Source organism: Leptothrix cholodnii SP-6 (assembly GCF_000019785.1).
Lineage (GTDB): Bacteria > Pseudomonadota > Gammaproteobacteria > Burkholderiales > Burkholderiaceae_C > Sphaerotilus > Sphaerotilus cholodnii.
Genome location: NC_010524.1, coordinates 1,269,579 through 1,282,430, shown reverse-complemented (window position 1 = coordinate 1,282,430; position 12,852 = coordinate 1,269,579). Strand labels below are relative to the sequence as shown.

Sequence of the window (12,852 nt, the reverse complement as noted above, 5' to 3'; positions counted from 1 at the left end):
GTCAGAGTGCTCCCACGAGTTCCGGCACGGCCACGAACAGATCCGCCTCCAGCCCGTAGTCGGCCACGCTGAAGATCGGCGCCTCGGCGTCCTTGTTGATCGCCACGATCACCTTGCTGTCCTTCATGCCCGCCAGATGCTGGATCGCGCCTGATATGCCGCAGGCGATGTACAGGCTCGGCGCCACGATCTTGCCGGTCTGGCCGACCTGCCAGTCGTTCGGTGCGTAGCCCGCGTCGACGGCGGCACGGCTGGCGCCGAGTGCGGCGCCAAGCTTGTCGGCCAGTGGCGTCAGCACCTCGCTGAACTTGTCGCTCGATCCCATCGCGCGGCCACCGCTGACGATGATCTTGGCGGCGGTCAGCTCGGGGCGATCGCTCTTGGCGATCTCGCTGCCGACGAAGGCGCTCTTGCCGCTGTCGGCCACCGCTGCGATGGTTTCGATCGGGGCATTGCCGCCGAGTGCCGCGGCGTCGAAGCCGGTGGTGCGCACGGTGATGACCTGGGTCTTGTCGCTGCTGCGCACCGTGGCCACGGCGTTGCCGGCGTAGATCGGGCGCTCGTAGGTGTCGGTGCTGATGACCTTGGTGATCTCGCTGATCTGCGCAACGTCGAGCTTGGCCGCCACGCGCGGGGCGACGTTCTTGCCGTGTGCGGTGGCGGCGAACAGGATGTGGCTGTAGCCGGATGCGATCGCAATCACCTGCGCGGTGATGTTCTCGGCGAGCTGTTCGCCGAGGCTGGCGCCATCGGCGTGCAGCACCTTGGCGACACCGGCGATCTGGCTCGCCGCTTGCGCGGCAGCGGCGCAATTCGCACCCGCGACGAGCACGTGCACCTCGCCGAGTTGAGCGGCAGCGGTGACGGTGTTGAGCGTGGCGCCCTTGAGGGTGCCGTGTTCGTGTTCGGCAATGACGAGGACGGTCATGTTCAGATCACCTTGGCTTCGTTCTTGAGTTTGGCCACGAGGGTCGCGACATCGGGCACCTTGATGCCGGCGCCGCGCTTGGGCGGCTCGGACACTTTGAGCGTCTTCAGGCGCGGGCTCACGTCGACACCCAGGTCGGCCGGCTTGATGATTTCCAGCGGCTTCTTCTTCGCCTTCATGATGTTGGGCAGCGTGACGTAACGCGGCTCGTTCAGGCGCAGGTCGGTGGTGATGACCGCGGGCAGGCTCAAGGAGATCGTCTCCAGGCCACCGTCGATTTCACGCGTGACATTCGCGCGGCCGTCGATCACTTCGACCTTGCTGGCGAACGTCGCTTGCGGCAGGTCGGTGAGCGCGGCGAGCATCTGGCCGGTCTGGTTGTTGTCGTCGTCGATGGCCTGCTTGCCGAGGATGATCAGGCCGGGCTGTTCGCGGTCGACCAGCGCCTTCAGCAGCTTGGCGACGGCCAGCGGCTGCAGTTCCTCGGTGGTCTCGACCAGGATGCCGCGATCGGCGCCGATCGCCATCGCGGTGCGCAGGGTTTCCTGGCACTGCGTGACGCCGCAGGACACGGCGATCACCTCGGTGACGACACCTTTCTCCTTCAGCCGAACCGCCTCTTCGATCGCGATCTCGTCGAACGGGTTCATGCTCATCTTGACGTTGGCGATGTCCACGCCCGTGCCGTCGCTCTTGACGCGAACCTTGACGTTGTAGTCGACCACCCGTTTGACGGGAACCAGTGCCTTCATGTCAGCTCCTCGATCAGAAGGCCGCGAGGCCGGTGATGGCGCGGCCGAGGATCAGCGCATGCACGTCGTGCGTGCCCTCGTAGGTGTTGACCACTTCGAGGTTGACCAGGTGGCGCGCCACGCCGAACTCGTCGCTGATGCCGTTGCCGCCGAGCATGTCGCGCGCCACGCGGGCGATGTCCAGCGCCTTGCCGCAGCTGTTGCGCTTCATGATCGAGGTGACCTCGACCGACGCGCTGCCTTCGTCCTTCATGCGGCCCAGCCGCAGGCAGCCTTGCAGGCCGAGGCTGATGTCGGTCAGCATGTCGGCCAGCTTCTTCTGGATCAGCTGATTGGCCGCCAGCGGCTTGCCGAACTGCTTGCGGTCCATCGTGTACTGGCGGGCGCGCTGGAAGCAGTCTTCGGCCGCGCCGAGTGCGCCCCAGGCGATGCCGTAGCGGGCGCTGTTCAGGCAGGTGAACGGGCCTTTGAGGCCGCGCACGTCGGGGAAGGCGTTCTCTTCGGGGCAGAAGACCTCGTCCATCACGATCTCGCCGGTGATCGAGGCACGCAGGCCGACCTTGCCGTGGATCGCGGGTGCGCTCAGGCCTTTCCAGCCCTTCTCCAGCACGAAGCCGCGGATGGCGCCTTCATCGTCTTTCGCCCAGACCACGAACACGTCGGCAATCGGCGAGTTGGTGATCCACATCTTGGCGCCGCTCAACGAGTAGCCGCCGGGTACTTTCTTCGCCCGCGTGATCATGCTGCCCGGGTCGGATCCGTGGTTCGGCTCGGTCAGGCCGAAGCAGCCGATCCACTCGCCGCGCGCGAGCTTGGGCAGGTATTTCTGCTTGGTGGCTTCGTTGCCGAACTCGTTGATCGGCACCATCACCAGCGAGCTCTGCACGCTCATCATCGAGCGATAACCCGAGTCGACGCGTTCGACCTCGCGCGCCACCAGACCGTAGCAGACGTAGTTCAGGCCGGCGCCGCCGTAAGCCTCGGGGATGGTGGCGCCGAGCAGGCCCAGCTCGCCCATTTCGCGGAAGATCGCCGGATCGGTGCTCTCGTTGCGGAAGGCGTCGAGCACACGCGGCAGCAGGCGGTCCTGGCTGTAGGCGCGGGCGGCGTCGCGCACCGCGCGTTCGTCGTCGGTCAGCTGCAGGTCGAGCAGCAGCGGGTCGTCCCAATGGAAGCTGGCGCGTGCGGTGGAAGTCATGGTGGTCTCCGGTCGGGTGAGTCGTGATGGGGGGTGGTCAGGCGTTGCGGCGGGACGGATCGGCGGGACTACATGCCGGCGTAGTTCGGGCCGCCGCCGCCCTCGGGGGTGACCCAGACGATGTTGCGCGTCGGGTCCTTGATGTCGCAAGTCTTGCAGTGCACGCAGTTCTGCGCGTTGATCTGCAGCCGGTCCGTCTGGTCGTCATTCTTGACGAACTCGTAGACGCCGGCCGGGCAGTAGCGGCTCTCCGGCCCGGCGTAGCGGGCCAGGTTGAGGTTGACCGGCACGGCAGCGTCCTTGAGCGTCAGGTGCGCGGGCTGGTTCTCTTCGTGGTTGGTGTTGCTGATGAACACCGAGCTGAGCCGGTCGAAGGTGAGTTGGCCGTCGGGCTTGGGATAGGCGATCTGCGGCATCGCGGCAGCCGGCTGCAGATGCAGGTGATCGGCCTGCTGGCGGTGGATCGTCCACGGCGGGCTCTGCACGCCCAGCTTGGGCAGCAGCCACTGCTCGATGCCCGTCATCAGCGCGCCGACCGTGTTGCCCTTCTTGAACCACTGCTTGAAGTTGCGCGACTGCTTCAACTCGGCATGCAGCCAGCTCTGCTCGAACGCCGCCGGGTAGGCCGCCAGTTCGTCGTGGGCGCGGCCGGCCTGCAGCGCGTCGAACGCGGCTTCGGCGGCCAGCATGCCGGTCTTGATCGCGGCGTGGCTGCCCTTGATGCGCGCAGCGTTCAGCGTGCCAGCCTCGCAGCCGACCAGCGCACCGCCCGGGAACACCAGCTTGGGCAGGCTCAGCAGGCCGCCCGCGGTGATGGCGCGGGCGCCGTAGCCGATGCGCTTGCCGCCTTCGAGGTGGGCGCGGATGGCCGGGTGGGTCTTCCAGCGCTGCATCTCCTCGAACGGACTCAGCCACGGGTTCTTGTAGTCCAGCCCGGTGACGAAGCCGAGCGTGACCCGGTTGCCTTCGAGGTGGTACAGAAAGCCGCCGCCATAGGTGTCGCTCGCCATCGGCCAGCCGGCGGTGTGCACCACCAGCCCGGGCTTCGCCTTCGCCGGATCGATCTCCCACAGTTCCTTGATGCCCAGCGCGTAGCTCTGCGGATCGCGGCCGGCGTCGAGCTGGAAGCGCTCGATCAGCTGCCGGCCGAGGTGGCCGCGCGCGCCTTCGGCGAACACGGTGTACTTGCCCGTCAACTCCATGCCGAGCTGGAAGCCGTCGTGCGGCTGGCCGTCGCGGCCGATGCCGACGTTGCCGGTGGCCACGCCGCGCACCGCGCCGCGTTCGTCGTACAGCACCTCGGCGGCGCTGAAGCCGGGGAAGATCTCGACGCCCAGTGCCTCGGCCTGCTCGCCCAGCCACTTCGTCAACGCGCCCAGGCTGATGACGTGGTTGCCGTGGTTGTGGAAGCAGTCGGGCACCAGCCAGGCGGGTGTCTTCTTCGCGCCGGTCTCGCTCAGGAACAGCACCTCGTCGGCGCTGACTGGCTGATGCAGCGGCGCGCCGCGCTGCTGCCAGTCGGGGAACAGCTCGGTCAGCGCACGCGGGTCCATCACGGCGCCGCTCAACGTGTGGGCGCCGGGCTCGCTGCCCTTTTCGAGCACGACCACCGACAGCTCGGCGCCGGCCGCGGCGGCCCGCTGCTTGAGCCGGATCGCCGTGGCCAGGCCGGCCGGGCCGCCGCCGACGACCACGACGTCGTAGTCCATCGCCTCGCGCGGGCCGTGTTGATCGAGCAACTGCTGCGGTGTCATGAACGGCGCTCCGTGGTCAGTCGCGGCTGATCAGCTCGCGGCCGATGATGATCTGCTGGACCTGCGTCGTGCCTTCGTACAGGCGCAGCAGGCGGGCATCGCGGTAGAAACGTTCCACCGGGTATTCGTTGATGTAGCCGGCGCCACCGTGGATCTGCACGCCGCGGTCGGCCACGCGGCCCACCATCTCGGTGGCGAACAGCTTGGCACAGGACACGCGCATCGAGACGTCCGGGTCCGACACATGGGCCGGCTTGGCGTCGAAGCGCAGGGCCACGTCCTTGACCAGCGACCAGCCGGCCAGCATCTCGGCCTGGCTGTCGGCCAGCATGGCCTGGATCAGCTGGAACTCGCCGATGGCCTTGCCGAACTGCTTGCGCTCGCGCGCATAGCGGCGCGACTCGTCGATGATGCGCGAGGCCAGGCCGCAGGACACGGCCGAGATGTTGAGGCGGCCGCGGTCGAGCACCTTCATCGCGGTCTTGAAGCCCTGCCCCGGCACGCCGCCGATGATGTTGGCCGCCGGCACGCGCACGTTCTCCAGGATCACGTCGCAGGTCTTGGTGCCGCGCTGGCCCATCTTCTTGTCGGGCTTGCCGAGCTTGAGGCCCGGCAGGCCGGCCGGCACGATGAAGGACGACACGCCGCCCGCGCCCGGCCCGCCGGTGCGCGCCATCAGCGTGAAGGCGCCGGCGCGCGGCGCGTTGGTGATGAAGCGCTTGGTGCCGTTGAGGATGTAGTGGTCACCGTCGAGCTCGGCGCGGGTCTTGAGCGAGGCCGCGTCGGTGCCGGCGTCGGGCTCGGTCAGCGCAAACGACATGATCAGCTCGCCGCTGGCGACCCGGGGCAGGTAATCGGCCTTCTGCTCGGGCGTGCCGTCGATCAGGATGCCTTGCGAGCCGATGCCGATGTTGGTGCCGAACACCGAACGGAAAGCCGCCGCGGTGCGACCCAGCTCGTAGTTGACCAGCACCTCCTGGCTCACCGACAGGCCGATGCCGCCGTATTCCTCGGGCACCGTCAGGCCGAACAGGCCCATCTCCTTCATGTCCTCGATGATGTCGGCCGGCACCTCGTCGTGCTCCTCGACGGCGTTTTCGGCCGGCACGAGGCGTTCGCGGATGAAGCGCTGCACGCTGGCGAGCAGCAGGTCGAATGATTCGGTGTCGATGGCCATGATGCGTCCGTGAAGGTGGGGGTCAGCTCGGCAATGCCGGGGGCTCAGCGGTGCTTGAATTCGGGCTTGCGCTTGTCGAGGAAGGCGCGCATGCCTTCGTGGGCGTCGGCGCTAGCAAAGCGCGCGTGCAGCTCGCGCCGCTCGTAGGCTATGCCTTCGGCGAGCGAGCCCTCCCAGGCCCGGTTGACCGACTCCTTCAGCGCCATCAGCGCCGGCAGCGAGTAGCCGGCGATGGTGGTGGCGAGCGCCAGGCTGGTGGCCATCAGCTGCTCGTCGGGCACCACGCGCGAGACCAGCCCGTAGCGATCGGCCTCGGTGGCATCGAGGGTGCGGGCCGACAGGCACATGTCCATCGCCTTGGCCTTGCCGATCGCGCGCGGCAGGCGCTGCGTGCCACCGGCACCCGGCAGCAGCGCGAGCTTGATCTCGGGCAGCGCGAACTTCGCGCTCTCGGCGGCGATCACGATGTCGCACGACAGCGCCAGCTCGCAGCCGCCGCCCATCGCGAAGCCGGCCACCGCGGCGATCACCGGCTTGCGCACGCGGCGGATGGTTTCCCAGTTGCGGGTGATGAACTCGCTGCGGTAGACGTCCATGTAGGTCCAGTCGACCATCGCGGCGATGTCGGCGCCGGCCGCGAAGGCCTTGGGGCCGCCGGTGACGACGATGACGCCGATGGCCTCGTCCGCATCGAAGGCCAGCAGCGCGGCACCCAGCGCGTCCATCAGGGCGTCGTTGAGCGCGTTGAGCTGGCGGGGCCGGTTCAGCGTGATGACGCCGACGCGGCCGACGGTCTCGGTGAGGATGGGGTGTTCGGTCATCGTCGTCTCGTCACGGGTTCACTGGGGGTCTGAAGAAGCTCATTCCACGACGATCTTGCGGTCCTTGATCAGCGTGGACAGCGTCTTGCCTTCCTGCACCAGCAGCTTCTTGAATTCGGCGGTATCGAGCGCCACCGGCTCGGCGCCGAGGTCGCCGAAACGCTGCTTGAGCGCCGGGTTGGCCAAGGCCTTGGTCAGCTCGCGCGAGAGCCGCGCGGTGATGTCGGCCGGCATGTTGTTGGGCGCCCAGAGGCCGAACCAGATGTCGAGGCTGGCGTTGGTGATGCCCAGGTCGGCGTAGGTCGGCACGTCGGGGAAAAACGGCGACTTCTTGTCGCTGGCCACCGCCAGCAGCTTGACCTTGCCGGCCTTGATGTGCGGAAAGGCAATGCCGGGGTCGAAGGCCATGTCGGCCTGGCTGGCCATCACGTCCTGCAGCGCCGGCGCGGCGCCGCGGTAGGGGATGTGGGTGATGAAGGTGCCGGTGCTCTGCTTGAACAGCTCGCCCGCCAGCTGCGGCGGCGTGCCGGTGCCCGACGAGGCGTAGGACAGTTGGCCCGGCTTGTCCTTGGCCATGGCGATGAGCTGCTTGACGTCCTTGACCTCCAGCGTCGGGCGCACGATCAGGTACATCTGCGTGCGGCCGATGCTCATCACCGGGCTCAGGTCACGCGAGGGCAGGATGGCCGACTTGAACAGCGAGGGGTTCGCCGTCTCGACCGAGGTCGGTGCGAGCAGGAAGGTGTAGCCGTCGGGCGTGGCCTTGATCACCTCGCCGGCGGCCAGGTTGCCGCTGGCACCGGGCTTGTTCTCGATGATGACGGTCTGGCCGAGCGACTCGGTGAGCGACTGCGCGACGATGCGCGCCATCGCGTCGGTGGTGCCGCCGGGGGCGAAGCCGACCACGATGCGGATGGTCTTGGCCGGCCAGGCGGTCTGCGCCTGCAGGCCGCCCGCAGCCACGCCGGCGGCGAGCGCCGCGGCCAGTTGCAGGGCACGGCGGCGGGGCATCGACGAAAGGGAAGTCTTCATGGTCTTGTCTCCTGGAGCAGGTGTTGTCGGGGGTCAGATCGAGCCGTCGCGCACCATCTCGCGCAGCTTGAATTTCTGCAGCTTTCCGGAGGGCGTGGACGGCAACGCGTCCCGCACCACCAGGCGCTCGGGGATGTACTGGATGGCGAGCTTCTGGGCCTTCAGGAACTCGACCATGCCGGCGAAATCGAGGCTCTGGCCCGGCTTGGTAGTGATGAACGCGCAGGCGCGCTCGCCGAGCCGCTCGTCGGGGTAGGCCACGATCGCCACCTGCGCCACCGCGGGGTGGCGGTACAGCAGCGCCTCGACCTCGACCACCGGGATGTTCTCGCCGCCGCGGATGATCACGTCCTTGCTGCGCCCGCTGATGCGGATGTAGCCCTGCGCGTCGATGCGCGCCAGGTCGCCGGTGTCGAACCAGCCGTCGGCGTCGGTGCCGTTCCACTGCGGGCGGTGCAGGTAGCCGCCGAAGTTCGATGCCGCGCGCACCAGCAGCTTGCCCGCCTGTCCGGCCGGCAGTTCGGCACCGTCGGCATCGACCACCTTGAGCTCGACGCCCGGCAGCGGGCAGCCGTCGGTGGTGAAGGCGCGTTGGTCGTCGTCGTCGAGCTTGATCAGCGTGACGGCGCCGTTTTCGGTCATGCCCCAGGCCGACACGATTTTTGTCCCGAGTACCTTGCGCGCCTGCTCGACCAGTGCGCCGGGGATGGGTGCGCCGGCACACAGGAAGGTGCGCAGCGTCGGCACCGAGGTGCCGGTTTCGGCGACGGTCTTGGCCAGGTCGCTCAGGAACGGCGTCGAAGCCATCGTGAAGGTGGCGCCCTCGCTGCGGATCAGCTCGACGGCGCGCCGGGCGTCCCAGAGGTCCTGCAGCACGGCGCTGGCGCGCAGCATGATGGGCATCATCAGGCCGTACATGAAGCCGGTCTGGTGCGCCATCGGCGAAGCCATCAGCACCACGTCGTCGCTGCCCAGGTGCAGCCGCTCGGCGTACGGAATGATGTTGGCCATCACCGTGTTGGCGGTGTGCATCACGCCCTTGGGCTCGCCGGTGGTGCCCGAGGTGTAGATCAGCTGGGTGACGTCGTCGGGGCCGGGGCGGCTGCGGGTCAGGACCTCGTGCGCATCGGGCTCGTTCTCCCAGGCCGGGCCGCAGAGCAGCGCCTCGAAGCTGTTGGCGCCGCTGCCGCCGACCACCACCACCTGCTGCAGCTTCGGCAGGTCGGGCCGGATGGTGTCGACCATGCGCTCGTGATCGAAACCGCGGAAGGTCTTGGGCACGATCAGCACCTTGGCCTCGCCGTGCCCGAGCATGAAGGTCAGCTCGCGCTCGCGGAAGATGTGCATCAGCGGATTGACCACCGCGCCGATGCGCGAGCAGGCCAGGTAGACGACGGTGAACTGCCACCCGTTGGGCAGCTGCATCGCCACCACGTCGTTGCGACCCACGCCCAGACGCGACAGACCGACCGCCACGCGATCGGCCATCGCAGCCAGTTCGCGGTAGGTGAAGCGCCGGACCTCGCCGGACTCGACCTGCACCGCCGTCAGCGCGACCTTGTCGGGACAGGCTGCCACGCAGGCGTCGAGGTCGTCGTTGATGGTGCGGTCGAACCAGTGGCCTGCGGCCACGCTGGCGGCGCGGCGCGGCGGCAGCAGGACGGTGTCGAAGTTCATGGTCTTGTCTCCTCTTTGCGAGTGGAATCTGGCGGATCAGGCGGGCACGAACTGGCGGCCGGCGCGCACGCGGGCGATGATGGTTTTCATGATCTGCGCCGTGCCGTCGCCGATCTGGAAGCCCAGCACGTCGCGCAGGCGCTGCTCCATCAGGCCGCGGTCGTAGCCGCCGTGGCCGTAGCACAGCAGGCATTGATGGATGACGTCATAAGCCAGCTTGGGGCCCCACCACTTGGCCATGCCGGCCTCGGCCGTGTGCGGCAGGCCGCGGTCCTTCAGCCACAGGCCTTGCAGGCACAGCAGGCGCGCGCCTTCGACCTCGGTGTCGTATGCGGCAAGCGGATGCGTCACGCCCTGGAAGGCCGACAGCGGCTGGCCGAAGGCCTGGCGCTGGGTGATGTATTCCCAGGTTTCCTCCAGCGCTACGCGCGCCACCGACAGGCACTGCAGGCCGATCAGCGAGCGCGAGAAGTCGAAGCCGTGCATGACCTGCACGAAGCCCTTGTTCTCGTCGCCGAGCCGGTGGCTGACCGGCACGCGCACGTTCTCGAAGAAGATCGAGCCGCGGCCGATGGCGCGCTGGCCGTGGCAGTCGAAGCGGTTGGTCGTGACACCCGCGCTGTCCATCGGCACCAGCAGCGCGGTGACGCCGTGGGCGCCGGACTCGGGCGTGCCGGTGCGGCCGAACACGACGGTGATGTCGGCCTGGTCGGCCGCCGAGATCGAGGTCTTCTCGCCGTTGATGACGTAGAAGTCGCCCTGAGCGTCAGATCCCCGTTCGATGCGCAGGCGCAGGTTGGCGGCGTCCGATCCACCCCGCGGCTCGGTCAGCGCGATGGCGCAGATCGCCTCGCCGCGGGTCAGCTTCTTCAGCCACGGACCGACCACGTCGGGGTGGCCGTACTTGGACAGGATCTGGCCGTTCAGCGACGCCAGCAGGTTCAGGTAGGAGAAGCTCAGGTCGGCGCGGGCGATCTCCTCGTGGATCACGCCGGCGGCGAGGCAGCCCATGCCGAGCCCGCCGAACTCTTCGGGCAGTTCGGGGCAGATGAAGCCGAGCTCACCCATCTCGCGCAGCAGCGCACGGTCGAGCACGCGGGTCTTGTCACGCTCCAGAAAACCGGGCGCCACGCGCTCGGTCGCAAAGCGGCGCACCGTGTCGGCCAGCGCTTGCAGGTCTTCGTCGATGTAGGGGTTCGGATTCATCGCGGCTTCTCCTGAAGGCTCACTTGGCAAATTTGCGGAAGTCAGGCTTGCGCTTGTCCTTCAATGCATTGACGCCCTCGCGCGATTCCTCGGTGTCGTAATACAGCTTGAGCGCGTACATGCCGAGGCCGGCGATGCCGCTCTGGTGCGCGGTGTCGGCGTTGAAGCTGCGCTTGGCGATGGCGATCGCGGTGGGGCTGCGCTCGCCGATTTCCTCGCCCCACTTCTGCACTTCGGCGTCGAGCTGGTCGTGCGGCACGCAGATGTTGGCCAGGCCCATGGCCACGGCTTCGGCGCCGCTGTAGCGGCGGTTCAGGTACCAGATCTCGCGCGCCTTCTTCTCGCCGACCACGCGGGCCAGGAAGGCGGTGCCGTAGCCCGGATCGACCGAGCCCATCTTCGGGCCGACCTGGCCGAAGATGGCCTTCTCGGAGGCGATGGTCAGGTCGCAGATCGTGCACAGCACGTTGCCGCCGCCGATCGCGAAGCCCTGCACCCGTGCGATCACCGGCTTGGGCACGTCGCGGATGGCGGTGTGCAGTTCCTCCATCGGCAGGCCGATGGTGCCGCGGCCGTCGTAGTTGCCGTTGTGGGCCGACTGGTCGCCGCCGGTGCAGAAGGCCCGGTCGCCGGCGCCGGCCAGCACGATGGCGCCGACGCCCTTGTCGTAGCCGGCCTTGTTCAGCGCCTTGATGATCTCGTCGCAGGTCTGGCCGCGAAACGAGTTCATCTTCTCGGGGCGATTGATCGTGATCCAGGCAACCGTGTTGCGGACTTCGTACAGGATGTCTTCGAATTCGACCGTCATGGTGTTCTCTCTTGATTCGGGTGAGGAGAAGAAGCGACGCCGGCTCAGCCGTGCATCGTCAGGCCGCCGGAGACGCTGATCACCTGGCCGGTGATGAACGAGGCGTCGTCGCTGCCGAAGAAGGCGATCGCGCTGGCCAGGTCGTCGGGCTGGCCCAGGCGGCCCAGCGGGATGGCGCTGCGGAAGGCCTCGATCAGCTTGGCCGGGTCACGTGCACCTTCGGCCACACCGGCCAGCAAGGCGGTGTCGGTCGGGCCGGGGCAGACCACGTTGACGGTGATGCCGTGGCGGGCGTGCTCGCGCGCCAGGGTCTTGGACAGCGCCACCAGGCCGCCCTTGCAGGCCGCGTAGACCGCCTCGCCCGACGAGCCGCCGCGTGCCGCGTCGGAGGCGATGTTGACGATGCGGCCGTACTTGCGCTCGACCATGCCCGGCAGCACCGCGTGGTGCATGTGCAGCGCGCCGGTCAGGTTGATGGCGATCAGGCGGTCCCACTCGGCCGGCTCGGTCTTGACGAAGGGCTTGAAGACGTCCCAGCCGGCGTTGTTGACCAGCACGGCGATCGGGCCGAGCTGCGCCTCGGTGGCGGCCACGGCGGCATCGACGCTGGCGCGGTCGGTGATGTCGGCGGCGTAGGCCTGGGCCTGGCCACCGGCGGCACGGATGCCGGCGGCGACGTCTTCGGCTGCGGCCAGGTTGCGGTCGAACACCGCGACCTTGGCACCCTCGGCCGCGAAACGGCGGCAGGTTGCGCCGCCGATGCCCCCACCACCACCGGTGACGATGACGGTCTTGTTGTCGAATTTCTGCATCAGGTTCTCCATCGAGTGCGAAGGTTGCTCACGTATGCTTCAGTCCGTCGAATCGCCGAACACATACGTCAATGTGTTTACGTATATTAGGTCTCAGACTTCTTGATTGCAAGAACAGTCTTCTCTGGAAATATCGTGGATTACCCTAGTAAATCTGGCACAGCAGCGAAGATGGAACTCGCCAACAGGTTGTTCTTTCGGCTCTATCAATGTGCAAACATGTTGCACAAAACCGGCTCACGCGCCGTGGAGACGGAAGGCCTGACGACGCAGCAGTGGGCGGTGCTGGGCGCGCTGTCGCGCCCGCAGGCCGAGGGCGGCATGAGCGTGGGCGACCTGGCCCGCTACCTGATGGTGAGCCGGCAGAACCTGTCCGGGCTGATCAGCCGGATGGAGCGCGACGGCCACCTGGTCAGCACCCCCGACGAGCGCGATCGCCGCTCGCGCCTGGTCACGATGACCGAGTCGGGGCGGCACGTCTGGCTGGTGCAGGCGCTGCCCAAGATCCACACGTACTACGAGCAGATCCTGGCGGACTTCTCGATCAACGACATCACGCACACGCTGCACTACCTGCTCAAGATGCTGGAGAACATGGAGCGGGTCGACGTGGAGGGCCAGGACCGCAACGGCGGCCCGGGTGACGGCGCCGAAGATTCGGCCGACGCAGCCGCCTGATCGACGCAA

General features: G+C 67.8%; 12 protein-coding genes. 1 reads left to right on the top strand and 11 read right to left on the bottom strand.

Features of this window, described 5'->3' with window-relative positions:
- Position 1 precedes the first annotated feature (1 nt).
- The 11 genes from LCHO_RS05965 to badH form a co-directional block, all read right to left on the bottom strand.
- Positions 2 to 928 (bottom strand): electron transfer flavoprotein subunit alpha/FixB family protein, encoded by a 927-nt coding sequence (locus LCHO_RS05965; RefSeq protein ID WP_012346226.1) that lies wholly within the window; start codon positions 926 to 928, stop codon positions 2 to 4.
- A gap of 2 nt (positions 929 to 930) precedes the next feature.
- Positions 931 to 1,680: an electron transfer flavoprotein subunit beta/FixA family protein gene (locus LCHO_RS05960; protein WP_012346225.1), complete on the bottom strand. Its 750-nt coding sequence runs from the start codon at positions 1,678 to 1,680 to the stop codon at positions 931 to 933.
- Positions 1,681 to 1,693: 13 nt separating this feature from the next.
- Entirely contained in the window at positions 1,694 to 2,878 is a 1,185-nt protein-coding gene (locus tag LCHO_RS05955; protein WP_012346224.1) for an acyl-CoA dehydrogenase, read from the bottom strand.
- 68 nt (positions 2,879 to 2,946) lie between these two features.
- Entirely contained in the window at positions 2,947 to 4,632 is a 1,686-nt protein-coding gene (locus LCHO_RS05950) for an electron transfer flavoprotein-ubiquinone oxidoreductase (RefSeq protein ID WP_012346223.1), read from the bottom strand.
- Between the two features lie 16 nt (positions 4,633 to 4,648).
- The gene (locus tag LCHO_RS05945) at positions 4,649 to 5,809 is read right to left on the bottom strand and encodes an acyl-CoA dehydrogenase family protein (protein ID WP_012346222.1); all 1,161 of its coding nucleotides are present in this window, start codon (positions 5,807 to 5,809) and stop codon (positions 4,649 to 4,651) included.
- 44 nt (positions 5,810 to 5,853) lie between these two features.
- Positions 5,854 to 6,630, bottom strand: a complete 777-nt coding sequence (locus tag LCHO_RS05940) for an enoyl-CoA hydratase (protein ID WP_012346221.1) — start codon at positions 6,628 to 6,630, stop codon at positions 5,854 to 5,856.
- 39 nt (positions 6,631 to 6,669) lie between these two features.
- Complete coding sequence (locus LCHO_RS05935; protein WP_012346220.1) at positions 6,670 to 7,662, bottom strand: Bug family tripartite tricarboxylate transporter substrate binding protein; 993 nt, start codon at positions 7,660 to 7,662, stop codon at positions 6,670 to 6,672.
- A gap of 33 nt (positions 7,663 to 7,695) precedes the next feature.
- Positions 7,696 to 9,339: a cyclohexanecarboxylate-CoA ligase gene (gene aliA, locus LCHO_RS05930; RefSeq protein WP_012346219.1), complete on the bottom strand. Its 1,644-nt coding sequence runs from the start codon at positions 9,337 to 9,339 to the stop codon at positions 7,696 to 7,698.
- 36 nt (positions 9,340 to 9,375) lie between these two features.
- On the bottom strand, positions 9,376 to 10,545 hold the full coding sequence (gene aliB / locus LCHO_RS05925) for a cyclohexanecarboxyl-CoA dehydrogenase (protein ID WP_012346218.1): 1,170 nt from the start codon (positions 10,543 to 10,545) through the stop codon (positions 9,376 to 9,378).
- 19 nt (positions 10,546 to 10,564) lie between these two features.
- The gene (badI, locus tag LCHO_RS05920; protein ID WP_012346217.1) at positions 10,565 to 11,353 is read right to left on the bottom strand and encodes a 2-ketocyclohexanecarboxyl-CoA hydrolase; all 789 of its coding nucleotides are present in this window, start codon (positions 11,351 to 11,353) and stop codon (positions 10,565 to 10,567) included.
- Between the two features lie 44 nt (positions 11,354 to 11,397).
- Positions 11,398 to 12,165, bottom strand: coding sequence for a 2-hydroxycyclohexanecarboxyl-CoA dehydrogenase (badH, locus tag LCHO_RS05915; RefSeq protein ID WP_012346216.1), 768 nt, complete (start codon positions 12,163 to 12,165; stop codon positions 11,398 to 11,400).
- Positions 12,166 to 12,336: 171 nt separating this feature from the next.
- On the opposite strand from badH, the gene LCHO_RS05910 reads away from it, so the two are divergent.
- Positions 12,337 to 12,843, top strand: coding sequence for a MarR family transcriptional regulator (locus tag LCHO_RS05910; protein ID WP_012346215.1), 507 nt, complete (start codon positions 12,337 to 12,339; stop codon positions 12,841 to 12,843).
- Positions 12,844 to 12,852: the final 9 nt, after the last annotated feature.